We start from the raw sequence: 24017 nt of genomic DNA on the forward strand, positions 1-24017 counted from the left end.
AGCGCCGGACGGCCGCACTGCTCTGGCGCGGCGACGCGCCAACGACGCTGGCGCCGCTCCGCCGCATAGGCTTGGCCGCAGCGCGCCGCGGCCGTGCAGGGCAACCGCTGCGATGGGCGCCGCGGACTCGGACACGGTGCAGCATGCACCGCTACCGCCGGCTGATCGCAGCGGCACAAGGGCGACTCCATGCGCACGGGCGCGCTCATGCGCATGGCGCGTGCTTGAACAGATGCGCGTTGGCCCGCTTCAGCATCTGCCCCAACCGTTCCGCACGCGGCCCCAGCGGGAGGATGGCCTCTCCGGCGTCGCGCAACAGATCGAGCGCGAACTGGCGCGCAGGCTGCAGCCCCATGATCGACGCGCAGGTCGGCTTCTGCGCCGCCGCGTCCTTGCCGGGGGTCTTGCCCAGCGCCGCGGTATCCGCCGTCGCATCGAGAATGTCATCGACCACCTGCAACGCCAGGCCGAAACAGGCGCTGTAGCGATCGAGCGCACAGTACAGCGCAGCGTGCGCGGCATCCTCCGAGATGGCGCATAGCGCGCCCATGCGAACGGACGCGCGCACTAGCGCTCCGCTCTTCATCCGGTGCATCGCGACGATCCTGTCCAGCTCGACGTGCTTTCCGACCAGCGACAGATCGATGGCCTGCCCGCCTGCGGCACCCTCGGCGGACACCGCCTGCGCCAGTTCGCGCACGAGCGCGATAGGATTGTCGCCCGGCGCATCCAGGCTCGCCAGGGTCAGGAAGGCGTGCGCCTGCAGCGCGTCGCCGACCAGGATCGCGGTGGCTTCGCCGAACTTGACATGCACGGTCGGAAGGCCGCGGCGAAGCACGTCGTTGTCCATCGCGGGCAGGTCGTCGTGGACCAGGGTACAGGCGTGCATCATCTCGATCGCGGCGCCGACGTCGTCGAGCATGTGCGCCGGCGTGTCGGCCAGTGTGCCGGCAGCCAGACAGAGCAAGGCGCGGGTGCGCTTCCCGCCATGCAAGGTGGCGTAGCGCATTGCCGCGATCAGCTCGGTCTCACCCTTGTCTTCGACCCAGAGACGACGCGCGAGCGCTTGTTCGACCCGCTTTGCGCCGTCCTGCATCCAGATCTCAGGCATCAGCCTGCCGGAAGCGCCGCGCGCCTGCGCGCCCAATCCGCCGAGCGCGGAAACGCCAGTTCGGCCGTCGTGTAGCGTGGAACCGGTCTGCATGCTGTTCATATCCTTGTACCTGACAGGAGACGGCCAGAGCGGGCCGCCGCGGTGTTGCCGGCGTCGCTGCCTCGCCACACAGGCGCAAGCGATGCCAGCTCATGAGAATCCGATGCGGATTTTCATGGACGGATGCGCGGTCGGGTAATAACGCCGGCCTTTTTCGGCGCTGCTCAACAACCGCGGCCGCACCCCGGCCTTGTGCATGGTCAGCGCCAAAGCGATGCAGAACTGCACCAGTTCGAGCCACACCAAGTGGTAGCCGATGCAGACGTGTGGGCCGGTACCGAACTGCAGCATGTCCACCGGCCGAATCGGCTCCGTGCGTTGCAGCCACCGCGCCAGGCGGAACTGATCAGGCGCCTCGTGCAGCAGCGCCGAGGTCGAGAAATGCAGCAGCGGTATGCACAGATGGGTGCCCGCGGGAATGCGCCGTTGGCCGAGTTGCAATTCCTGCAGCGCCCGCCGCGGCAGGAGCGTGGTCGTCGGATGCACGCGCAGCGTCTCGCGGAACAGGGCCTCAGCGACCGGACACTGCGCCAGGTCCGCGTGCCGGGTCGGCACCGCACCCACGCGTTGCGCCTCCTCGACCAGGACGTCCCACAGCAAAGGCTGCCGCGCCAGCTCGATCACCATCCAGGCCATCGTCGAGGCGGTGGTGTCGTGACCGGCAAGCAGCAGCAAGCGGATATTTGCGACCAGGACGTCATCGGAGAGCGCATCGTCGCTGCGATCGAAGGCGCTCACCATGTCGTTGATCAACCCGGTGCGCGCGGCATGTGCGCGCGCGTCGCGGACGAACTGGCGCAACTGCGCGTCGATCCAGTCGCGGGCGGCGCGGCCGCGCCGCAAGGGCAGCCCGGGCAGGTCGACCGGGGGCGCGACGATCAACTGCAGCAGTTGCCGGTACTTGCGATGCCAGCCTGGCAAGTCCTGCGCGGGGATACCCATGAGGCTGAAGATGAGCTTGAGCATCAGGTCGCCGGTTTCGCGCAGGATGGTTACGTCGCCGCGGTCACGCCACGCCTGCACCCGCGCCCAGATGACGGGCGCGAACAGGTTGCCGATGCCGGCCTGAGTCAGCCCTTTGGGCAGGAACGCCGCCTTGATCGCATCGCGCGCCTGCCGGTGCGCGCCGCCGTCCTGGGCGACCAACGTTCCGCCAAGTAATTCGGGCGCGATCTCTTCGATCAGCACCGAGGACACGTCCTTGTGCCGGAGCAGCGCGAACGCGTCCGGATCCACGCAGGTCATCAGGTGTCCGGCAGGGCCGAAATCCAGCCAGAAGTGGCTGCCCAGCATCCGTTCCGCGCGCCGCAGCAGGCGCGGCAGGTCGCAGACGATGGCGGGAAGATGCCCGACCAGGGGGAAAGCGCCGGGCACGATCGGGATGTCGTACCGCAGCCGGTGCCGACGCGCCAGCGGGTTGAGCAGCATGTCCATCAGCAGCGCGGCGCCGCAGCCGCTTCGGCGGTGTTGCCGGCAGGCCGCGCGGCGCGGCTGTTGCCACCGTCGGCGTACGTCGGCACATGCGCCAGCATGCCGCCGTCAATGCACACGACCTGGCCGGTGATGAACGCAGCATCCTCGGAAAGCAGGAACGCCACCAGCGCGGCCACGTCCTCGGGACGGCCGACGCGCGGCAGGAGCTGGTGCCGGCGCAGATGCCGTTGCATGCCCTCGTCCAGCTTGGCGAGGAGACGCTCGGTCATGATGAGACCCGGCGCAACCGCGTTGCAGCGGATCTGCGCATGACCGTACTGGGTGGCGAGCGAGGCCGACAGCATGTTCATCGCCGCCTTCGACGCGGCGTAGGACGTCTGCGCGGTGTCACCGCTGAGCCCCTGGCATGACGACATGTTGACAATGGCGCCGCCGCCGCGGGCGATCATCCGTGGGATGGCCTGCCGGCAGCAGAGCAGGCTACCGCGCAGATTGGTCGCCATGGTCTGATCCCAGACCGCCAGGTCCAGGTCGAGGATCGCTCGGTCGCGCGGGGTCAGATGCATGGCGCTCGCGTTGTTCACCAGCAGGTCGACCCCACCGAAGTGCCGCTCCGCCGTCTCGAACAGCGCTGCCACCGCCCGCGCATCGGCGATGTCCATCGCCAGCGCCAGCGCGTGGCCCGCTTCGGCCGCGATTTGCGCGGTGCAGGCGATGGCCGCCGAGCCATCAATGTCGGCCACCACCACTCTGCCGCCCTCGCGCGCGATGGCTATGGCGCATGCCTTGCCGATGCCGGCGCCGGCGCCGGTCACCACGGCCACCTTGCCTTCAAACCGTCCGATCGTGTCCTCGTGGATTGCGTTGGTCTTTCGCGGCCTGCCGCTCGGCCTCGCCGGAGAAGGCGCGGGGTCGGCGCTGGCGCGCTCGTCATCGCCAGCGTCGCTTTCGATGACCCGAATGGCGGCGACCGGGCACTGGCTGGCCGCGAGCCGCACGGCGGCGTGCAGCACCTGCGGGACCGTCGCCACGCACACTTCGGCCACGCCGTCCGGTTCGCGCTGGCGAAAGGTGCCCGGCAGCGTCAGCACGCACTGCCCGGTGGTTCCGCACAGATCCTGGTCGACCACGACGCGCATCTCAGCCACCGTGCTCATGCAGCCGCACCGGCAGCGCGCGGAATGTCCTAAGGAACGCGGAGGGCTCCCGGGTGGGCTGCTCGGCCAATGCCAGCGTGGGGAAGCGCGCCTGGATCCGCGGCAGGCTCTCGGCCAATTGCACCCGGGCCAGTTGCGCACCGAGGCAGAAGTGGATGCCGTGGCCGAAGCTCAGCATGATCTTCCCGTCGGTCGACATGCCAGGACTGGTGCCGTAGAACCGCGCGGGATCGAAGCGGTCGGGGTCGGCGAAGGCGTCCGGGTCGCGATTGCCGGCCGCGATCAGCACCCGCACGTCCGCGTTCTTCGGGATCACCACGCCGCCTAGTTCGATGTCGCGCTGGGCGATACGCGGAATGGAGCTGAACATGGCGGGCGCGTCGCAGCGCAGGACTTCTTCGACGAATGCCTTCACCCCCGCGGCGTCTCCCTGCAGCCAGTGCCGCTGTTCGGGATACGCCAGCATCGCCAGGACCGCATGGTCGATGGTCGCGGCAGTGGTGGCGAAGCCGCCCAGCAGCATGCCCCACAGCATGCTGATCAACTCCGCATCCGACAGCGTGTCGGCATCGTGCTCGTGTGCGCCGACCAGCATCGACACGATGTCGTGGCGGGGATCGGTGCGCTTGCGCTCTATAAGGTCGCCGAAGTAGGCCTGCACGCTGGCGCTGGCCGCGTCCGCCGTGGCGAGCTGGGGATCGCTGGCGTGCGGGCTTAGGCCTTCCAGAATGGCGCCGATGCCGGCGGCGAGCCCGAACATGTCGTCTTGGGGCATGCCGAACAGTTCGGCGAAGATTAGCATGGGCAAGGCCAGCGCGAATTCCCGATGCAGGTCCACCGCCTCCCCGCGCTCCAGCGCGGGCGCCATGCCGTCCAGGCGCGCTGCGACGATGCGCGCGATGCTCGGCCGCAGGTCGTCGATCTGGCGCATGGTGAAATCGCGCGAGATCAGCCGGCGCAGACGCGTATGCGTCGGTGGGTCCTTCATCGCCAGCGTGGACGCCAGCAGATTGAGCGACAGGCTGGTCGCCGCGCGCGGGGAATAGCGCGCCAGTTCGCCGGGCGCCGGTCCCCGAAACGCATCCCCCGTGGCCTTGAGCGCCCAGTAGATGTCGGCGTGGCGGCTCAACAGAAAGAGGCCCGACGCCGCGCGATGCACCGGATCGTGATCGCGCAACCATCGCAGGAACGGATACGGGTCATCGATGCACGCTGGCGAAGCCAGTTCGGCGAAGGCGTCCCGGCATGCTGCTGTGGTTTCTTGCACGTCCATCTTGCTTAACTGTTGGCTGGCTGATCTGAACGGCGCGCGCCAGGCGCGCCGGCAAATTGCGGAGAAGATCGCGATTCCCGGGGGCGTCCGCGCATCACCAGAGCACCGGCAACTCTTCGAACCCGCCAGTGATGATCTCCTTGCGCAACTTCAGTTCTTCGGGCGCCACGGCCAGGCGCAGCGCGGGAAAGCGCTGGAAGATCGAACCGAACACCACTTTGAGTTCCAGCCTGGCCAGCGCCATGCCGAGGCAGTAGTGCGGACCGTAGGAGAACGCTAGGTGCGGATTTTCGGCGCGCCCGATATCGAAGATTTGCGGGTCGTCGAAATGGCGCGGATCGAACGACGTCGCAGGCAGTCCGACCAGCACCTTGCTCTCCGCGGGAATATGCACGCCCGCGATGGTCACGTCGGTCCTCGGATAGCGCATGATGCCGTCCCAGCCCACGCCCGCCGGGTACATGCGTAGGATTTCCTCCACCGCCGTGTCCACCAGGGATGGATCGCCGACCAGGCGTTCGCGCTGTTGCGGATGGCGGAACATGGCCAGCAGGCCGAATTCGATCTGCGCGACGGTGCTCTCGTGCCCCGCCACCAGCATGCCCGCGGCCAGACCGATCGCCTCTTCCTCGGTCGCCTTGCCCTGGTCGACCGCCGCGAGCAGGTCCGTCAGCAGGTTGTCGCCCGGATCCTGGCGCTTGTCCCGCATCTTGCTGCGAATGTAGGCCCGCAGTTCTTCCCAAGCCAGGCGCGACGCGCTGCGCGGGCCGCTTTCATGCTGGTGCGTCATTACCTCGTCGGACAGGCCGGCGAAAAACGCGTGATCCTCGTAGAGCACGCCCATCAGCGCGCTGATGACCATGGCCGGAAGCGGAAAGGAGAGGTGGCGCCGCAGGTCGGCGGGCTGGGGCTGGGCCGCCAGCGTCTCGAACAACTGCGCGGCGATCGCCTCGACCTGCTGCGCGAGCAGCTTCACCCTGCGGTCGTTGAAGGCTGGCGCCACGATCGTGCGCAACCGGGCATGCTCGCCCCCCTCGTGCGAGACCAGCCACCCCGGTGAACCCAGAATTACCGAATCCGGGGTGAATGCCGCCGGCGGCATTCCCGCGGGCCGGAACGCCGCGTCGGACAGCACCGCCTTGGCCTCGTCGTAGCCTGTCACCCACCAGCCTTCGTGCCCGGACGGGAAGCGCACGCGGTGGATCGGACCGTTGGCGCGTAGCGCCAACATCTTGGGCGAGGGCTCGATGTGATCGACGCGCCACATCGGCAGCGTCGGCAAGGGTTGTTCGGACATGGTGACACTTCAGTCTCTACGCGATGGAAGGGCGGAAGGTGACCGGCAGACGGTGCGGGCTTCACGTGCGCTTGCGTTCGCTTCTGTTCGTCGATGATGATGATCGGCGGGGACGGCGGCCGGAACCTAGGGCCTCAAAGTGGCTTTAGCCAACTACCGAATCTTGTAGTAGCGTCCTAAACTAAACGCTTGGTGGCGCAAAAAATATGCGGAAAACTCTGCCGCCACGCGCTGCAATACGGAAACCTATTTCCGATGCGTATCCGCCTATGTTGGTTGGCTACATGCGTGTCGTCGGACTCCGACGGCGAGAGCACGGACTTGCAGCGCGATGCGCTGCTCGCCGCCGGCATTGATCTGGTGACCTGCCTGGGGTTCGCCACGATGACGATGGCGTATTTCGCAAGGCTGATAGAGGGCCCGCGTTGATTCTCGATGCAAACGTTATCAAGGCGATCGTTGATCCTTCGGGCCCTTGGGAGCTCCTTTTCAAGAACAAGATCCCTTCCTCGGCTCAACGAACTTCCATGCGAAAGGCGTGCTGAACTATAGCAACTACGTCGAACCGCTTGCACGACAACACCTTTCGGGCAATAAGCTCGCAAAGGAAGCAGGTCCGCCAGCCGTCCTGGCGGGCAATGACAGCCGCCGCAAAGAGCCCGGGCTGGCGCTATTTCGTCGTAACGCGTACCGGCAGTGAGCTGAGGGCCCGCAATCCACTGCTGTCGCGGTATACCGGCTCGCCCGTTATCTCGATTGATGCGACGCTCGCCGCCAAGGCGGCCAGAACGGCTTCGCCTTCGAGCCGCGCGACCATTTGCCCCACGCAGCCATGGATCCCGGTGCCGAAGCCGATATGGCCCGAGACGCGCCGGGTGATGTCGAACTGGTCGGGCTGCTCCCACCGCGTTTCGTCGCGATTTGCAGAACCAATCAGCAGCAATACTTTCTCGTGCTTACCGATCGGCACCCCTGCGATCTCGGTTTCATGCGGTGTGGTCCGAAAGACGTAAGGTGCGGCGGAATCATAGCGCAGGCTCTCATCGAACGCGCCGCGCGCCAGCGAAGGATTGGCGGCCAGAATGGCCCACTGCTCCGGATGACGGACCAAACTAAAGAGGGCCATGCCTGTTGCACTGATAGTCGTATCCAGTCCCGCCGAAAGAAAGGACCGGACGAGCAGAGGCGCTTCGTCATGGGTAATTTCGCCGCTATCGGCGGCCTCGTAGACCTGTGCGCCAAAACTGCCGGGAGCCAAGGCGTCCCGTTGGCATTTCGCGGCAACCCAAGGCAAAACCTCAGGTGCCTTGGCCATCAGAGATCGGAAATAATCGTTCTCCGGCCCCATGCCGGCAAACACCATTGCGCCGTAGGTCAGAAAATTTTCGCGGCCCTCATTGTCGATGCCCAGGGCATCCGGAAATACAGTCACCGGAAATATTTCGGCAAGATCGCGGACGGCGTCGAATGATCTCTTTTCAATGAGTTCGTCGACCAGCGCGGCGGCCTTGGCCTTGAAACCGTTCTCGAGGCCCCGCATGGCACCCGGCGACATGATCCGAGCTAGCACCTTTCGGGTGCGTGTATGTAGCGGTGGGTCAGCTTCGAGGACGATGCTCGGCGGACGCCACGGCTTCTCCTTGAAATAATTGACGATGCCAGCACCACCGCCATTGCTGAAGTTCACATGGTCAGCAAAGACCGCCTTGATCTCGGCAAAACACGGCACGGCGAAGATGCCGTATTTGTCGAGCCTGACGACGGGTGCCTTCGCACGAAGCTCGGCATAGGCCAGATAGGGGTCGATGCGAGTGTCCCAGTCGAACGGATCGAAATCGCTGCAGGCATACTCGCGTGCCGAAGTTGCCACTGTTTGCCTCCGTTTGGTCGCTTCTACTTAATTGACTATAGTCATTTATTGCAGAAGATGGCAAGCTGGGAATGGAGTGGCGTTTTTTGCTCGTGATAACAGCCATGTAGCTGCAGGACAGACCAGGACAGACCGGGCGGAGATTGGATGTCGGCCGAGAGATCAGGAAACTCCAAGGGGATGCGACGCTTTCAGAAGCGCGCACGCCAAGAAGCTGACAAGCGCGCGTTGCAGGCTCGAATCCTGGAAACAGCGCGAAAGGAGTTCGCGAGCGGCACACTCGAAACCGTTTCGATCCAGAAGATCGCCGATGCGCTCGGTTACTCGAAGGGTACGGTTCTCAAATACTTTCCGACCAAGATCCTGCTGCTGCTGGCAGTGAAGGAGAGGAATCTCGAGGAAATGGCGGATCGGCTCGACCAAGTCCGCGCGCTTCATTCCAGCGGTGAGGTCCGGCTGCGGCGTGTCATGGAGGCCTATATCGAGTATTGGGTGAATAACCCCGATCATTTTCGATCGCTCTATTCGATGGCCGGCACAGTCGAGGACAGGCGTTTTCCCGACGGGGTTTATTTCGGTGAAACTGAGATCGCACGAAAGGGCTACGGGCTATTTGTGACCTCGATGGCGGAGTATCTTTCCGAATTAGGGGTGGAGGCGACGCCAAGGCTGACGGAGCGCCTCGCGACCGCCCTGCTATCGGCGGCGCATGGGGTGATCTCGCTGCCACTGGGAACACCAACGATGAAATGGCCGGATACTCGTGGCAACGGACGATTGGTCCTCGACAGTCTCATCGACGCTTGGTCGGCGAAGATTAAAGCCGCTCGGCAGACCGAGACCTGGCCGAGAATTTTTATCGGTGATCTTCTTTAGTTCGGCAGCACCGGCTTGATGGCAGCCGATCTATCGTCGCAGCCAAGAAAAGGGGCTGTCGTGCGAAGGGATTCGCCACGCGTACCGAAACGAAGACGGACACCTACGCGTGAGAAGCGACGTTTACTGGCCGGCGAGCCATAATGTCCCGAAGTATCTGAAATATATCGGACAGTTCTTTAGGATCGCTGGGGGCGCCAAAACAGATGCGAATGGCGCCAGGATCCCCCTTTCCCACCGCTGAGGCGATGCGGGGGGAGCAAGTATGCCTTGTCCTGACGCAGCGGCCGTAAACCGATCTGCGACCACTCTTGCGGCAACTGCAACTATCCGTAGAAGGCTGAGAACTGAAGTTTGCGGCATTGGGAAAAAGTCCAGGAGCACCCCGTAACGTTCGTGCGCCTGACGCCGCCGCTCACGCAGAAGTTCTTCCAGCTTTCCGCTCTCAATCAACCGCACCACAGTCTCGCCTAACACCTGAGCAACAAACCAGGCACAGGCGTGCAGGAGGAGCTGAGTTTGAGCGATGTAGGCCGGCGGGACTGTCACTGTCCCGAGCCTGAAGGCTGGCGCAAGGTATTTGGAGTAGGACGTGATTTAGAAGGAGAGGGCCGGCACCAATGAGGCGATCGGCACAGGACGCTCGGGGAAGAAAAAGCGGTAAACGTCATCTTCTGTGATGGCGAGATCGAGCTCCTCGGCGGATTCACCGATGCGCCCCCGCGGTCAAGACTCAGCGTGCGAGCCGTGGGGCTCTGCAACGTCGGCAGGCAATAGAGCACTCGCGCTCGGGACGCCCGGCAGGCTTTTTCAGCGCCTCAGGGTCGATTCGGTCCTCATCCATGTCCACGGGCACCAAATTAAGGTGGCTGGCGCGGCGATGGCTTTGAAGCAGGGATAAGTGAAAGCACCCACCAAGACACTGTCGCCGGGTTTTGCCACGAAGTGCAGGGCGACATCGATCGCGTGCTGGGCGTCGTTGCACAGAATCAGCTGTGCCGGCGCGACCGTAAAGGTGTTGTCAGAGAGCGAGGCTGCGATGATTTCACGTTCCTGGGAAAGGCCAGCGTGAGGATGGTAGCCCAACAGCAGTGCAAGATCAGGTTCGCGCACCACCTCGCCAAACAACGCGGACAGGACCTGCGTTTCGCTTCCGTGGCCGGGCACGCTCAGCGATAAATTGACCGGTTCATGTCATGCCATGGCCACCTCGGCCTGCGCGGCGAATGACGCCGGACGAAGGTGCCCTGCCCGACATGTCCGCTGATACCGCGTTGTTCGGCCTTCTGATAGGCTTTGCTGACGGTGCCGACGGACAGGCCGAGCTCTCGTGCCAGTTCAAGGTGCGGCGGAAGGCAGTCGCCATCGGACAGCCGACCGTCAGCGATGTCCCGCTCCAGAGCACTGACCAGGGCGAGCTAGCGCGCCCCCTCGGACGCGAGTTTCCGCGGCCGGCGCGATGTAGCGCCTGAGCGCCGAAGCCGTCTTCAACATATAGACACGCATTGAGATCACTTCCCGCACGTCACGGCTCGCGCGCGCCCGCAAACCCTTGCAAGAGGCGCTCGCCGCCAGCAGGCGCGAGGCCGATCGAAAGCCAGCGGATTCTGATCGCAGGAGGCGACGGCGAGCGCATCTTCTCCGCAAGCGATGCAACAGTGAAGCTCACTTTGCAGCTCGCGCGCCTCATCGAGCGGTCGGGACCCCGGAGGCCCTGGCAGAGCTGAGGGCCAGCAGGGTGCTTGGACCTCGATCCGGGACATGCGCTCGCCGAATTGATGCAGGCTTTCCTTCCGGACGTCCGCTGCTACGCGGCCGATGGATTTCACACTCTCGACGGGCTTCGAAACTGGATAGCCTCTCAACAACGAAGATGCTCAGCCCGTCGATTCAACGAGGCGATCTTCCACGGCCTCGGGCCGAGCTACCTACGTCGTGGGGAAATGGTCGTTGACCCGCAAGGCCATCGCTGCTCGGCGGGTTGGATGTCGAAACCGAGCGGTAGAGCGGTATGTGACGATTTCTTTCAATGACTCACAGAGTTGGTCTATTCTGGACTTCAAAGTACGAGCGGACAGGTAGACCAGAACGGCAATGGCAAGGCGCCGAAACATCATCGCAATTCCCTCGCTGGGCTCTCTCGACAAGGCCGCAGGCCGGGTCGGACAACAACTTACACAGGCACTTCGCGAGGCGATATCAAACGGGATGTTGAAGCCGGGCGAACGGCTGCCGTCCACCCGCGCCCTCGCGGCATCGCTCCAACTCGCGAGGGGTACGGTCATCGAGGCGTTCGGTCAGCTACATGCGGAAGGCTACCTCGAGGCGCGCGCCAGAGGCGGCACGATCGTCGCCAACGTCAACGGCGGTCGCGAACTCGTCAGCCCACCGCAGGCATTTATTGCGCCGCCGCGGATCGGCCCTGTGTTGCGGGAGAACGTCGCCCGTCTTGCAGAGGTCGCGCAAGCTCTTCGGCCGCAAGGGACGGCGCCATTTGCAATCGCTCATCCGGCAGGCGCGATCGCCCCGGATGACAAGTGGCGCCGTCTCGGTAATCGCGTCCGAGCGCTGCGCGTGGCTGCCCCGTCGGGATACATCGACCCGAAAGGATTGCCTGATTTGCGGCTCGCGATTACTGACTACGTTCGTAAAGCCCGTGGAGTGAAATGCGAGGCCGGCCAGGTCGTGATCACGGCGGGTACGCAGCAGGGTCTTTTTCTGGCTGCAACCGTTCTTCTTGCGGACGGAGACGCAGTATGGGCGGAAGACCCCGCCTATCCCGGTATTGTCGCGGTTCTCGGAAACTTCAACGTCCAGACCTCTCGCATTCCCGTCGACGCGCAGGGCATCGACGTCCACGAAGGTCTCGTCCGATGCCCGAAGGCTCGGGTCGCGTTCGTTACGCCATCGCATCAATATCCGCTCGGCATGCCGATGAGCATGGGGAGACGCACGGCTCTGCTGTCCTGGGCCCGTCAAAACAATGCCTGGATTGTCGAGGACGATTACGACAGCGAACTTCGCTACGCGGGACATCCATTTCCGTCCCTGCAGGGACTCGATCCTACACGTGTCGTCTATCTCGGGACGATGAGCAAAGTGCTGTTTTCATCCATGCGGATCGGATACGCCATCGTTCCCCTTCCGCTGGTGGATGCGTTCGCGGGCGCCCGTGCTCTTATTGACCGCCATTCTCCGACAGCCGATCAATATGTGCTCGCGCAATATATGCGCGAGGGCTATTTCGAAGCTCACATACGGCGCATCCGGGGCGCTTACGCAGAACGGCGCGTGGCCCTGATCTCCGCCATTGAGACGGAGCTGCCGTCCTGGACAGCGCTCCAACCCAGCGACCAAGGTATGCACCTGGTGCTTTGGCTTCCTGCCGGCCTCGACGACGTCAAGCTTGCCGAGCAAGCACACAAGGCCGGGCTGGTTGTGCGACCGATCTCGCCCATGTACCAAAATGCGCCTGCTCGGTTCGGTCTAATGCTCGGCTTCGGCGGCTTTTCCGTCGCGGAATTGCAGGCGGCCGCAGTCCGCCTGAAAGGTGTCCTTGAGGCATCGGTCCGCGCGAACAGAAAGGCCAAACTGTCCAAGCGCCCACGTATGGAAACTGCCAGATAATATCTGGATGGCCGCGCTCAGGTCTCTTTCGCGGCAATCGGCGCTCGCCGCGAACTTGAACATTGGGTTGGGTGCTCCGCAGCGCGCCGGGAAGAACGCGCACTGATCTCCAGTTTTTGAGTCCAACTACAGCTTTCGCCAGCGGCAGACGATCGTAGGGCGAATGAGATTATCCATGCTTGCGCAGGGCCGCCGATGGGTTTGGCCCCGTCATACCCGAGGATCACAAGTAGGTCGTTGCGCCACGATTTCTCCGAGCATGTCGCTCCGTCGGATATGAGTCAGGCCTGCTCCGCTTTGGCCACAGCGGCGGCCAGCATTGCATCGCCGATCACATCCTTGCCCTGGGCCTTGAGCGCGTTCCCTGCACCGAGAATGTCCCGGACCTCTTTATTCTGACTAAGCTTCGACTTGCCAACGAGTCGTGTGATCTCGATCTCGATTCCGACGATCATCTTGAGCATCATATCGATGTAGTCCTTGGGGCTGTCAGTCATCTTCCAAGGATCGGCGTGCTTCGCCTCATGGATGCGCGTCAGCCGCGCGACCATGCCACGAACGTAACGCTCATCGTCGCGGATTGTCACGCGTCCGTACACATGAGCCACCATATAGTTCCAGGACGGGACCTGCTTCTTGAACTCGACCTTGCTCGGATACCAGTTCGGCGCGATGTAGGCATCCCCGGCGCGGAATACGATCAGCACCTCGTTTCCCGTCGCGATATCCTGCCAAATGGGATTTGCGCGAGCCACATGTGAATGAAGCACGCCCTGCTGCCCTTCCTTCGCATGCAACTCGAATGGCAGGTGATTTGCGTCGAGCCCGCTCTTCCCGTTAGTAAAGAGGATGCCGAGAGGATTTTTGTTGATGAGATCGTGAAGCGCCTCAGGGCGCGACTCGGCGAAATGTGGGGGGACGTACATGCTAGCTCCCTGGCAATTGATGAATGCCGCGCATGCTGCTCGCAGCATCAACGGGATTTCGTTCAGACCTCAGTCATCTGGAATTCACTCTTGTCTGCGCCGCAATCGGGGCAGATCCACTCGTCGGGAACGTCTTCCCAGCGAGTGCCCGGCGGAATGCCCTCGTCCGGCCATCCCTCCCGCTCGCTGTAAACAACCCCGCAGAGCGCGCACATCCAGGTCTTGTAAACCGGTGCGCCGATCGCTGTGTCAGAGTGCAGGTGAGCGCTTTCATTGCTCATCTCGGTGGCCTGTGCTGTGGAGCATTCATGACACCGATGTAGGCTAGAACTGGTTCCTTCCATAGAGCCAGTCTGCGGGATTCTTGCTGTACCAGATTGACGTCCTCTGGTTCTGGTCAAGGCCGTCAACCCGGCAGTAGGAATATCTCTCAGAGAAGACGTGCATTCCTTCTTCGAGCAGCCGAAACTGGTCATCCGACTGTTGGACAACCATGACCGCGAAGCCATGGGTCGCTCAGTCACGCGCCGCCGCTTTCGTCGGCGCAAAGGCCTGCGAGGCGTCGGCTGTGCATTCCGTCTTCCGACAAGAGCGCAAATGAGCCAGAACCGTCCAGCGGCCGGCCGGCGGCGTTACAAATGGCTTTCTAGCGAGCCAAACGGCCGCTGCAGTCCTGAGCTTTCTGCAATTGCACTCGGGCGTGAAACGGGTCTAGCCATCATGCAAGAAGATTGGCGCCGCTAACGCCAGTTGAAACGATAATCGGGTTGAGCGATGTTCAACTCGCATACGTTCTTTTTGTTCCTGGTGGTGGCATTGGTTGTGGTGGTCACGCCGGGCCAGGGTCTCTTCATATTGTGGCCCGCACGCTTGCTGGCGGCAGAAGTGAAGGGCTCGCATCGAGCGTTGGCCTGGGTACCGGAGGGCTTGTCCACGTTTTCGGCGGCACCGTCGGTCTGTCTGCCCGTGTTGTCGCAAGCGCAGAAGCGTTCACCTTCCTAAAGATCGCCAGAGGCCTATATCTCATCTGGCTCGGGATTAAGGCGTGGCGCGAGACAAGCGTCGATCCGATAGAATTGCAGACGACAGATGCGCATTCTGCTTTTCGCCAGGGCATCGTCATAGAGGCGCTCAACCCCAAGACAGCCGCATGCTTTCTCGTGTTCATCCCGCAACTCGTCGACCCATCTGGGAGTGTCAGCATGCAGTTCATCGTCCTGGGTTCATTTCGCTCGCACTCAACACGAGCGTAGACCTGATTGTGACCTATTGGGGACAGAAGACGAGGGATGGCTTTGCAAAAAACGCCCTCATTCTTCGTTCAGGCGCGACAGGCATCAGGCGCCATCATCTGCGGGCTGGGGCCAACGCTACTCTTCGCACGGCGCACGAGTTCACGCTGCCGAATTTCCGCGCTCGAATAGCGCGCAGAGTCTCCATTCGGCTACGAAGGACGCCTTGCCATCGGAGGTCCTTGCTTCACCGTGCAACGGGATCACGACCAGCGTCGATGCTGGTTCGACTTCGGCCGCGCTTTGGCCGTCCGGGCCGGCAGAACATGAAGGCACGCATCAACCGGCTGGGAGCAAGGCCCGCCACTGCAATCCAACGCGCTTGCCTCTGCTGCCTTTTGCTCTCGTGCTGCTGGATCTGGGTACGTGATGAGGACCGAGTTCGTGTCCACGGCCTAGAAATCGTCATCCTTCCTCGTGCTCAAAACGAGGAGTGCAGCCGGGAACGGGTGAGCGATGGCCGCAACGCCCTCCTGCCGGATCTTCAAACATCAGCATCACCCGCCCGAGCCTGAGCACCGTCGGGGTCGTCATCGAGAGCGGCCTCCCATTTCTTGCGGATTAGCGAGAAGGCGTGACATCGCTGGGATTGCCGCTAGTGTTTCGGCAAGCGCATCGCCGCGATGCTTAGATCGGCGCCAACTCGAACCATGTTGCTTCCTGACCATCGCACTGACCACCGGGCGCCTTTGGATAGTGCGGATGCCAACATGCTGAGTCGCGAAGCTGCGTGCGAGGTGGAACGGTTTCTTGATATCGCAATGGCCACAAGGAAACAGCGCTGATTTCCTTGCCGGGCCTCGCCCACGAGATTGGCGTGGGCTCGGTCCAAGTCAACGACGAGGGTCACCGGCTCGGGCTTGGCAGTTTCAAGGCTTTGGGCGGCTTCTATGCCGTCATCCGGCTCGTCTTAGAAGCAGCAACTCCGCGCCTCGGCAGGGCTGTTGACATCTCGGAGCTTCACGCACCTGAGGTGAAGGCCCTAGCACGGGGGAGACGGTATCCTGCGCCAACGGACGGCAATCATGGCAGGTCCGTAGCGCACGGCGCTCAGCTCGTGGGGGCGAACTGCGCTATATTCATTCACTCGGGCGTCAGCGATCAGCGTAGCGCAGCAATCGTCCCACATGGCGCGCAGATGATCCGCGTCAGCGGCAACTACGATGACTCCGTTGCCGAAGCATCCCGAGTTGCCGCAGAGAACGGCTGAATCACGGTGTCTGACAGGTCCTGGCCGGGCTATCCCTGGTCTGGTAATGCAGGGATCTCCGCGCTCCTGACTGAAGCACTACGACAGTTGCCCGAACCTCCGACCCACGTCCTCGTCCAGTCAGGAGTCGGTGGACTTGCCGCAGCGGTCTTGGACATTTTTCGGTGTCGTTAGGTGATAGTCGCCCGTCCTTCACGGTTGTCGATCCATCGCTCGAACCGGGCATTGCGTCAAGGTAGCTCATGGGCAGTCGACAGTGATGGCGATGCTAGAGTGCTACGAACCTTCGCTCGTCGCTTGGCGCATCCTTTCGCGCGCAGCCGACGCTTTTATGATTGTCGATGACGAGGAGGCCGTCGGGATTATGAACCGTTTGGCCAATCCCCGGGACGGTGATCCGGCTATCGTTGCAGGCGAAAGTGGCGGGGTTGGTCTGGCAGGGTTGCTGAAAGTTGCGGCCGATTCGACCTCGCGCGCTTGACTGGTCTTGAACCTGACGCACGGGTCTTCCTCATCAATACCGAGGGCGCGACGGATCCTGGCGCTTACGAACAGCTCGTGGGTCAGTCTCTGTCGCAAGTGGTCAGGAGAAGCTTGGAGGCCTAGACGCTCATGATCCGCGGCCCGTTCGGTGAACTCGTGACGGGGACGCAAGCCCAAGAGAAGGCCAAGAACGAAGGCATCCAGCGATTGATCCTACGATTGAAATCCGCCGCAGATTCCTGCTTCCAACGAGGCCCGTACGCACGTTTTCGGCACAAAAGGCATGACTTTGCCGTCTTGCCGCAAGACCAAGCGTTATGACTTTGGCGCTTTGCAGTCCAACCGCGTTCGCCTCATCGAATGATACAACAGCTTCGTTTTCTTGTTGATTCGGCACACCGGCTATGAGCCGTTTCATAATTGCGATACAGCTCTCCGAGTAATCTGTCGATATGCGTGGACTCCTGATCGTTCTCACGGCTTTCGCGATCATATTGGCGGCACGCGGCCACCACCAAAGCGCGTTCATGCCGCGCCCGACGGCGCCCATGCCACCCGTCAATGTGCCCTAACACCACGAGGTCTGTCGGGTACGCGGTTGCCTGCGAGCGAACGCAGGGCAGATCGGGCCGGCAACAAGGGACTGCTAGGCTGATTTCGGCGCATTCTTCAGATAGACGACAGCGCGACGTCCCGCAGAGGTCAGCTCCCCCAGAGTCGTTTTTCCCGCCCGTACCGCTTGGATCAGTTGCTCAGCGACATACCGGCGGCTCTCGTGGTCACCGCCATTCGGCAGCCCCGCACAGACCTGATCCAAGACCAGGCCCATGTTCGCTTGAACCTCTCCCGTAAATTCGCTCACGCTCCATCTCTCCTTTCGAGGGATAATGCGATAAGGCTAGTGCCCTCTTTGCACTCGGTATAGCGCACGTTTGCCGAGCGGTTAAAGGCCTCTCGCGTGCAGAAGTGAATTCATGGTTTGACGCGGCTTGGTATCCTCGCAATTCGCGCGGCGCTTGCGTTTGAAACGATCGCGCCGCGTTCGAAACGTCTCGTTGCGAGGAGGACGGAATCGTCCCGTACGGCTCGGATTTCCGGGCTCTCGCATTTCCCTGAGCGCCGGGCCGGCCTCATGCGGGCGCTATGGTCCTCACATGGGCGGCCATGGCCCTCTGGTTCGGCGCGGGCGGCCGTTGCGCCGCAGTTCACGCGAGACTGTCGAATCAGCCCGCCCCAGGCGACGTCCAATCTGTTGGATCGATTGGCCCTGCACCTTGAGAGGCGCGATCTCTTCGTGCTCTACCAATGAGAGCTATTGCCCCGAGATCGCCTTTGCCGAAGATCTGAACATCGCTGGTGGCATGTCGCCCGCCTTTGGGAATAATCTGCTTCCGCGGTAGGTCGAGGGGGCGATCGGCAACATCTTGCAGATCGGCTCAACCCCACGCGCCGCACGATCATCGTCGATGCGATCATGGCTTGGACCGGCGGTCGAGCTCCGCCGTCGCAAAATAAGCGCTTGCCTTCCGCAGGATCTCGTTGGCTGGCGAAGCTCGCGGTTCTTCCGTTCCAGAGCCTTGGGCTTCTCGGCCAGCTCGGTCGGAACGCCGGCCCGCTGCCCACTGTCGATCTCGACCTACTTGACTCAGTCATGCAAGGTCTGCGCGTGCAGCCAATCTTGGCCGCAATGGAAGTCACCGTCGTCCAGCGCGACCTGTGCTCGTTGGCCTGATACAGAGCTATACGACCCCGTCGGGCTCGGGCCTCGGGTGAACATTTCTCGTCGTCTTGCTTGTCATGGCTCCACCTTCTCAAGACTTGGAGCCTCCGCCAAATCCGCGGCGGCGGTTCAGATGGGCGCTCAATCCTGCAAGCGCTCAAACGCGGACGGCACGATTGAGTGAGTTTTGCTGTCAAGATGCTCTGGTCTACTCAGCTTCTGGCGGAGCGATCCGTTTGCAACCACGAGAGCACTAACGAGGATGCCCGCCGGAACGCGGCGAACTGTCGCTCGATCTTGCTGGAAAAGTGCGCTCTGCCACGAGACCGGCAGGAATTATGCGGCTCATTTGAATAACAATGCCGAGATTGGCCAGAAAGGGAAGCGGAGCGGCGATTGCCGATCTCTATTCCTGGCCGCAGAGGTCGTTCATGGGCAGTCATGATCTTGTCTCCAGCAGTTTCCTCGGGCTGACCGCAGTCGGATTTGCGCTACTCTGCTCGAGCCTGCTTGTCCTCGTCTTCACATGAAGTAAGCCCCCTCGTATGGCCAGTCTCTGGTCATTCAGTTCATCGACTGGACGGACTGCTTCCCTAGACTTTGAACGCTGGCACGGCTCCAGCAGGCCGTGATGAGTATCGTAGCCGCCCGGCCAAAATCCTCGACGCGATAGCGGCCCCTGCCCGCAACCTTCGAAACAACCGTAAGCCCGTCACGCAACGCCGGTGAACTTACCCAGAAAACTGGTCTCCAGAAAGTCATTGTCCTAACCGCCGGCTCTGAACGGCATGACAGTGTTGAAGGTCGGCCGCAGCCGAGACTAACCTGGGATCTGCACCGGCAGTGCGGAATAACCGTGCACAAAATTCGATTGAACTCGCTCCGGTTCGCCGACCACATTTACCTCCAAACATCGATTCAGCATCTCCTCCCACAGGATTTTCAGCTGCAGCTCGGCAAGGCGCCTACCCACGCAGCGATGAATCCCAAATCCGAAAGAGAGATGTTGCCGTACATTTTCCCGATCGATGATGAAGCTGTTGGCTCTCGCAATGACCTCGTCATCTCGGTTGCCAGAGATGTACCACATCACAACTTTGTCGCCTCGCCTGATTCGCTTGTGGCCTATCATGAAATCGTCCACAGCGGTCCGGCGCATGTGTGCAATGGGGGTTTGGTATCGTATAATCTCGGATACCGCGCCGGACACCAGCGAAGCATCATCCCGGAGTTTTTGCATTTCGGATGGATTTTGACTCATGAACAAGACGCCCCCGGTAATTGAGTTGCGCGTAGTATCGTTACCTCCAACTATCAGCAGAATGAGGTTGCCCAGGAACTCGCGGGGCTCCATGTTTCGGGTCGCCGGTGAATGCGCCATCATCGAGATCAGGTCACCGCGCGGCTCACAATCGACCCGTTCGCTCCAAAGCCGCGTAAAATAGTCCAGGCACTCCGACAGCACCACCTTTCGCTTTTCCCAGCTGTCGATCTGGTCGCCCATTTGTGGAGTCAAGGCAGCTACGTCCGACCAGTAGGTCAGCAACCACCGATCCTGAAATGGAAAATCGAACAGCGTGGCCAGCATTTGGGTCGTCAACTCGATCGAGACCCTGTCGACCCAGTTGAAGGTATCGTTGCGCGGCAAACCGTCCAAAATCTTCTGAACCCGCGAGCGGATCAAGCCTTCAAGATTTGCCAAGTTCTCCGATGCCGCTATCGGACTGATAGTCTTACGTTGCTGAGCATGGAGAGGAGGATTCATTTTGATAAAACTGGGGGTCCAATACTCCTCCGGCGGGTCGACTATTGTGACGCTTCGCTCTGATGAGAATGTTGTGTGATTTGAGTCCACGGCTATGATGTCGCGGTATTTTGTTATCGACCAATATGGTCCGTATGGGCTGTTTTCGCAATAATGAACGGGATCTTCCCTTCGCAGCCGCTCGAAATAAGGCCAAACGGTATCATCCTCGAAGCGCTTGGGTTCGCTTACATCAAGGCGGCTCAGCGGGATATCAGTGTTCTCGCAGGCGCTTTCTGTCGATAACGCTGTCATGATTGTCTCGCTGACATTGGCTTGCACTTTTGCTGGATCAGCTGAGTGCGCTGTCTAGAGTTCGGGGGAAGCGCGCTCGAAACACGACGAGCTTGGGCGGTGCACTAACGATGTGTCACGCATGATCATGGCTGGACTTCGCGCGAGGTCCGAAATCTGAAATCATGTTACGGACTTTGGTTTGGTCCCCGTCAACGAAGAATAATGGAAAGGCGAGCGAAGCTCCCCTATCAGGATTGGGAGGCGCGCGAACGCGCCCTTTGTGGTACTCAACATCAAGCCGCAAGCACTCGCAGCTGTGGCACCCAGCCGGCTATCGTCATTTTCTCGGGCAGGCAGCCCCTTTGCCACTCGACCACTTACATTGCCGAGGCGACGGACGTCCGAACTGGCAACAAAGTATCTTCCATGCGCTGGAATAGAAGAGAATTGGCACAGCTGAAGCAGCTCTGGTCCGAGGGACAGAGTGCCGCGCAGATCGCGGGTCATCTCGAGTGCAGTCGCAACGCCGTTTGCGGCAGGCCGACTCGGTTGGGTCTCACTCGAGGTCACAAGCCACCAACAGCACAAAACCCAAGATTAGATCGGTGCCCAAGCGGAGGGCCGACGTTGATGGCTGCCCGCCGCGATCGCGTCCGAAAGAAGCTGCTGCAATAGGCGCTAAAAACGCGGCCTCAGGAAATGAGCAAGCGGCAGCTTTACGCAATCCTAGCTGAGGCGGTCAGGAATACCGTCTAGAGCTATCGGCGCCGCGATCTCCCGGGTCTAGGCCGCCGTAGTCGGTTCATTCGGGCTATTTGGTTTCGCGATTTGTGCCTATCCGACGAACAGTGGCGTCCAGTAGAACGTTCGCGGCAGGAGGGCTCGATCGTACATCAAGTCATCCAATCTCAAGAGGCCGGATGCGCTGAATTGGAGAGAAGAGAGCGTTCTGCTTATTGAGTTTTCCGGGTATGCGTTTTTGGGAAGCGCCCGCCGTCCTAGTTTGCGCGGTGTTCGGAACTTTCGGCACACCGCGCTCAACGAACTACACGAGACCGGGTGAAGCCGCTTGATCCTCAACCACTTTCGATATCTGCGACAGGCGTGTGGAGAGCTGGACTGGGACTGAACACTCGGCAAATCATCGAGGTACGACGTTTCCGGGGGTGAGCCCGGTGGCCCTCCGACTGTGATCGGACCTTCTGGGTTTAGACGAAGGCGCGAGTTTCCTCGCCGGCTTCGATAGGTTTGAGCTGACGGCGGAGATGAAACGGAAGAAGGTGAAGCGGTGAGTACCAGATAGCTCCACTATTCGATCTTCGCCTGTTCTCCCGAAAGAACCTCCGATAGAATCGCCTGTCGTCGGGCGGCGCTATGCTTAGCCTTGGAGCGGCTTGACGAGCTGCCCTCGCGGGATATTGCCTGACGTCGTTTAAAAGGTCGGCTCCTGCGGTGCGCAGACACACGAAAACGGCTACCACCAACGTAGGTGCCTTGACGTCTGCGCAAAACCGGCGGCGCCTCTGAGGCGGCCGGCTGTTCAATTGCACCCATCCGTTCTCGCTCGCCTACCCGGCTCATTTCGTCACGCCAGCTGCGCGAGAGCCGCCGATAGGAGAGTTTCGCTCGTAGCGATATTGCCGCCGAGTAACGGACGCATGAAAGGACTTCTTCTGCGAGGGATCCATGAAGACGCCCACCGACAATCCCTTCATTGGCGAATTTCACTACATACCGGGACGGAGCCAAGCGGACCCATTATTCCTGGACCGATGGGGAATACGCCACGCAGAATCAACTACCAACCTTGTCAGTTGACGGAGAATACGGGACCGTATCAATGTTGGTCATTGAACCTCGCACGAGTCAAATCGTGGAGCAGTTCGAGGTCTAGCAGCTTAAACGGCCCTGGTGGGTGTCTCGTTGCCGAAGATCAAAGATTATCAAGGCGGACGAATTGGGGACCCCGCCGTGGCTGTGTTGATTCGAGTATCTCGCTTGCAGAACTTGTTCTCTGTGTCCGAGGGGAGCGGATCGTCATCCGACAGCGCGTTTCTTCCGCAGATCGGCCGTCACGCAAGCTCCCAATTGCCTAGCGACAGTCCCGATCGCCCTTGGCAAGCAAAGGGATGCAGGACAATTCGCTTGCGACGTAAAACTTCGTAAACATGGGATAACAATCCTTGCAGACCTCGATCTTAAGCACGTATCACGATGCTCGCCTTCCTTGGTACACCATCTATCCAACTGTAGCCCAGTTCTCCAAAGCAGTCGGCGGCGACGCCTGTGAGAGATGGCTGCAGCAGCTGCCGCTTGATCAATCGGTGTCGCTCTATTTCCACATTCCGTTCTGTCGATCGATTTGCTGGTATTGTGGCTTCGCTCGAAGCATCACTCGCCGGCAGTCTCCTATCCTCGACTTTTTGGGGGTTCTTCGTAAGGAGATCGATTTGGTCGCGGCGCAGGTTGCGCAACCGCTGCCTGTGAGCGACGTCCACTTCGGCGGTGGAACGCCGACCCTCATCGAGCCAACGGAATTCCGCCGGTTGATGGGGCTTCTGCGCCGACGCTTTGCGATTTCGAACACAGCCGCCATTGCTGTTGAGATCGACCCGCGCACGTTCACGCTCGCCACATGCGAAGGATTGGCGGCTGCCGGCGTGAACCGCGCGAGCCTCGGCGTCCAGAGCTTCGATCCAATTGTCCAAAAAGCCATCAACCGGGTCCAGAGTGAGGCACAAACAGAGCGCGTTGTCCAGGCGCTGCGGCAGCATGGAATCATGCGCGTCAACTTCGACCTCATCTACGGGCTGCCAAATCAGACGGTGCAGTCCTGCGTTCAGACCGCGACAACGGCGCTGGCAATGCGACCAGACCGGCTTGCGGTGTTCGGCTACGCGCACGTTCCTTCCTTCAAGAAGAATCAGCGCCTGATCGACGAGGCAGCGCTGCCAGACAGCCATGCCCGTGCAGAACAAGCAGCCGCGATGGCCAATACACTGACTGCAGCGGGCTACCGCCAGATCGGACTCGACCATTTCGCCTTGCCGCACGATGAGCTCGCGCTGGCGCAGAAAGCCGGTCGCCTGCGGCGGAATTCACTCGGTTACTCCGCCGACACCTGCAATAAAGTGATCGGCTTCGGACCGTCGGCGATCGGCCGGCTTGGCGAGGGTTACGTCCAGAACGAAGTTACAGCGGGTTCCTACAGCGGCCAAATCAACGCCGGCCGTCTGGCGACGTCAAAGGGCTACTGTCTCAGCCTTGAAGACCGCGTCCGGGCCGCGATCATTGAGCGGCTAATGTGCGATTTCGAGGTGGACGTGCCGGCAATTTGCGCTGCTCATGGATTTGACCCGATCGGCTTGCTCGGTTCAGGCGAACGCTTGGCAATGCTCGCTGAGGATGGGATCGTCGAAATGAAAAAGGGATTCCTCCGCGTGAGGCCGGAGCATCGTTTTCTCACCCGGGCTGTGGCAGCCGCATTCGATTGTTACTTTCGCGCCCCCTCTGTTCAGACCAGCCAACGCAATGATTGGATGAAATGAATCACGTTTTGCTGCACGCGCCAGGAAGCCTGAGGAATGCGTTCGCTCAT

General features: G+C 61.4%; 18 protein-coding genes, 4 pseudogenes and 1 other annotated feature. Of the genes and pseudogenes, 7 read left to right on the top strand and 15 right to left on the bottom strand.

Features of this window, described 5'->3' with window-relative positions:
* Positions 1-205 precede the first annotated feature (205 nt).
* The 6 genes and pseudogenes from AC0L2J_RS16010 to AC0L2J_RS16035 form a co-directional block, all read right to left on the bottom strand.
* Positions 206-1204: a polyprenyl synthetase family protein gene (locus AC0L2J_RS16010; RefSeq protein ID WP_473391791.1), complete on the bottom strand. Its 999-nt coding sequence runs from the start codon at positions 1202-1204 to the stop codon at positions 206-208.
* 99 nt (positions 1205-1303) lie between these two features.
* Positions 1304-2647 (bottom strand): cytochrome P450, encoded by a 1344-nt coding sequence (locus tag AC0L2J_RS16015; RefSeq protein ID WP_473391795.1) that lies wholly within the window; start codon positions 2645-2647, stop codon positions 1304-1306.
* Entirely contained in the window at positions 2647-3492 is an 846-nt protein-coding gene (locus tag AC0L2J_RS16020; RefSeq protein WP_473391876.1) for an SDR family oxidoreductase, read from the bottom strand. The genes AC0L2J_RS16015 and AC0L2J_RS16020 overlap by 1 nt, the downstream gene beginning before the upstream one ends.
* Positions 3479-3786 (bottom strand): annotated as a pseudogene (locus AC0L2J_RS16025) (ferredoxin). Before AC0L2J_RS16025 ends, AC0L2J_RS16020 begins: the two are co-directional and overlap by 14 nt.
* A 1-nt stretch (position 3787) precedes the next feature.
* Entirely contained in the window at positions 3788-5077 is a 1290-nt protein-coding gene (locus tag AC0L2J_RS16030; protein ID WP_473391799.1) for a cytochrome P450, read from the bottom strand.
* Between the two features lie 94 nt (positions 5078-5171).
* A complete protein-coding gene (locus AC0L2J_RS16035; protein WP_473391802.1) occupies positions 5172-6374 on the bottom strand; it encodes a cytochrome P450 in 1203 nt (400 codons plus the stop codon).
* 288 nt (positions 6375-6662) lie between these two features.
* On the opposite strand from AC0L2J_RS16035, the gene AC0L2J_RS16040 reads away from it, so the two are divergent.
* Positions 6663-6803 (top strand): hypothetical protein, encoded by a 141-nt coding sequence (locus AC0L2J_RS16040; protein ID WP_231189001.1) that lies wholly within the window; start codon positions 6663-6665, stop codon positions 6801-6803.
* 241 nt (positions 6804-7044) lie between these two features.
* Here the strand turns inward: AC0L2J_RS16040 and AC0L2J_RS16045 are convergent, their stop codons facing one another.
* The gene (locus AC0L2J_RS16045; RefSeq protein ID WP_473391806.1) at positions 7045-8244 is read right to left on the bottom strand and encodes a cytochrome P450; all 1200 of its coding nucleotides are present in this window, start codon (positions 8242-8244) and stop codon (positions 7045-7047) included.
* Between the two features lie 147 nt (positions 8245-8391).
* Between AC0L2J_RS16045 and AC0L2J_RS16050 the strand changes: the two genes are divergently transcribed.
* Entirely contained in the window at positions 8392-9120 is a 729-nt protein-coding gene (locus tag AC0L2J_RS16050) for a TetR/AcrR family transcriptional regulator (RefSeq protein WP_473391810.1), read from the top strand.
* An 810-nt stretch (positions 9121-9930) separates the two neighbouring features.
* Here AC0L2J_RS16050 and AC0L2J_RS16055 read toward each other — a convergent pair.
* Entirely contained in the window at positions 9931-10233 is a 303-nt protein-coding gene (locus tag AC0L2J_RS16055) for an aminotransferase class I/II-fold pyridoxal phosphate-dependent enzyme (RefSeq protein ID WP_473391814.1), read from the bottom strand.
* A 56-nt stretch (positions 10234-10289) separates the two neighbouring features.
* Positions 10290-10532 carry a GntR family transcriptional regulator gene (locus AC0L2J_RS16060; RefSeq protein ID WP_473391881.1) on the bottom strand — a complete coding sequence of 81 codons (243 nt, stop codon included), beginning with the start codon at positions 10530-10532 and terminating at the stop codon, positions 10290-10292.
* Between the two features lie 682 nt (positions 10533-11214).
* On the opposite strand from AC0L2J_RS16060, the gene pdxR reads away from it, so the two are divergent.
* Positions 11215-12747, top strand: coding sequence for a MocR-like pyridoxine biosynthesis transcription factor PdxR (gene pdxR, locus AC0L2J_RS16065; protein WP_473391819.1), 1533 nt, complete (start codon positions 11215-11217; stop codon positions 12745-12747).
* A gap of 281 nt (positions 12748-13028) precedes the next feature.
* Here pdxR and AC0L2J_RS16070 read toward each other — a convergent pair whose 3' ends face one another.
* Together AC0L2J_RS16070 and AC0L2J_RS16075 are read right to left on the bottom strand one after the other, a co-directional pair.
* Entirely contained in the window at positions 13029-13673 is a 645-nt protein-coding gene (locus tag AC0L2J_RS16070; RefSeq protein ID WP_473391823.1) for an FMN-binding negative transcriptional regulator, read from the bottom strand.
* Positions 13674-13735: 62 nt separating this feature from the next.
* A complete protein-coding gene (locus AC0L2J_RS16075; protein WP_007600162.1) occupies positions 13736-13954 on the bottom strand; it encodes a rubredoxin in 219 nt (72 codons plus the stop codon).
* A gap of 486 nt (positions 13955-14440) precedes the next feature.
* On the opposite strand from AC0L2J_RS16075, the gene AC0L2J_RS16080 reads away from it, so the two are divergent.
* Positions 14441-14926 carry a LysE family translocator gene (locus AC0L2J_RS16080; RefSeq protein WP_473391827.1) on the top strand — a complete coding sequence of 162 codons (486 nt, stop codon included), beginning with the start codon at positions 14441-14443 and terminating at the stop codon, positions 14924-14926.
* A 689-nt stretch (positions 14927-15615) separates the two neighbouring features.
* Positions 15616-16781, top strand: a pseudogene (locus AC0L2J_RS16085) (diaminopropionate ammonia-lyase).
* A gap of 523 nt (positions 16782-17304) precedes the next feature.
* On the opposite strand, the gene AC0L2J_RS16090 reads toward AC0L2J_RS16085, so the two are convergent.
* From AC0L2J_RS16090 to AC0L2J_RS16105, 4 genes and pseudogenes are all read right to left on the bottom strand, one after another.
* The gene (locus AC0L2J_RS16090; RefSeq protein ID WP_085348737.1) at positions 17305-17520 is read right to left on the bottom strand and encodes a hypothetical protein; all 216 of its coding nucleotides are present in this window, start codon (positions 17518-17520) and stop codon (positions 17305-17307) included.
* 318 nt (positions 17521-17838) lie between these two features.
* Positions 17839-18051: pseudogene (locus AC0L2J_RS16095) on the bottom strand (helix-turn-helix domain-containing protein); the annotation flags it as partial.
* 3 nt (positions 18052-18054) lie between these two features.
* A pseudogene (locus tag AC0L2J_RS16100) lies at positions 18055-18473 on the bottom strand (IS3 family transposase); the annotation flags it as partial.
* Positions 18064-18176: a sequence feature (AL1L pseudoknot), on the bottom strand. Its footprint overlaps the pseudogene before it by 113 nt.
* Positions 18474-19198: 725 nt before the next feature.
* A complete protein-coding gene (locus tag AC0L2J_RS16105; RefSeq protein WP_473391831.1) occupies positions 19199-20437 on the bottom strand; it encodes a cytochrome P450 in 1239 nt (412 codons plus the stop codon).
* A 408-nt stretch (positions 20438-20845) separates the two neighbouring features.
* Here AC0L2J_RS16105 and AC0L2J_RS16110 point away from each other — a divergent pair, with 408 nt between their 5' ends.
* Positions 20846-21094 (top strand): GcrA family cell cycle regulator, encoded by a 249-nt coding sequence (locus tag AC0L2J_RS16110; RefSeq protein WP_231190940.1) that lies wholly within the window; start codon positions 20846-20848, stop codon positions 21092-21094.
* A gap of 1508 nt (positions 21095-22602) precedes the next feature.
* Positions 22603-23967 (top strand): oxygen-independent coproporphyrinogen III oxidase, encoded by a 1365-nt coding sequence (hemN, locus tag AC0L2J_RS16115; protein WP_473391834.1) that lies wholly within the window; start codon positions 22603-22605, stop codon positions 23965-23967.
* Positions 23968-24017: the final 50 nt, after the last annotated feature.

Source organism: Bradyrhizobium sp. MV1.5 (assembly GCF_055807615.1).

Excerpts from the sequence above, each read along its gene's own strand:
- AC0L2J_RS16110 (WP_231190940.1), top strand. The coding sequence starts at position 20,846 with ATGCGCTGGAATAGAAGAGAATTGGCACAGCTGAAGCAGCTCTGGTCC.
- AC0L2J_RS16050 (WP_473391810.1), top strand. The coding sequence starts at position 8,392 with ATGTCGGCCGAGAGATCAGGAAACTCCAAGGGGATGCGACGCTTTCAG.
- AC0L2J_RS16075 (WP_007600162.1), bottom strand. The coding sequence starts at position 13,954 with ATGAGCAATGAAAGCGCTCACCTGCACTCTGACACAGCGATCGGCGCA.
- AC0L2J_RS16010 (WP_473391791.1), bottom strand. The coding sequence starts at position 1,204 with ATGCAGACCGGTTCCACGCTACACGACGGCCGAACTGGCGTTTCCGCG.
- AC0L2J_RS16070 (WP_473391823.1), bottom strand. The coding sequence starts at position 13,673 with ATGTACGTCCCCCCACATTTCGCCGAGTCGCGCCCTGAGGCGCTTCAC.
- AC0L2J_RS16105 (WP_473391831.1), bottom strand. The coding sequence starts at position 20,437 with ATGACAGCGTTATCGACAGAAAGCGCCTGCGAGAACACTGATATCCCG.
- AC0L2J_RS16035 (WP_473391802.1), bottom strand. The coding sequence starts at position 6,374 with ATGTCCGAACAACCCTTGCCGACGCTGCCGATGTGGCGCGTCGATCAC.
- AC0L2J_RS16030 (WP_473391799.1), bottom strand. The coding sequence starts at position 5,077 with ATGGACGTGCAAGAAACCACAGCAGCATGCCGGGACGCCTTCGCCGAA.
- AC0L2J_RS16015 (WP_473391795.1), bottom strand. The coding sequence starts at position 2,647 with ATGGACATGCTGCTCAACCCGCTGGCGCGTCGGCACCGGCTGCGGTAC.
- pdxR (WP_473391819.1), top strand. The coding sequence starts at position 11,215 with ATGGCAAGGCGCCGAAACATCATCGCAATTCCCTCGCTGGGCTCTCTC.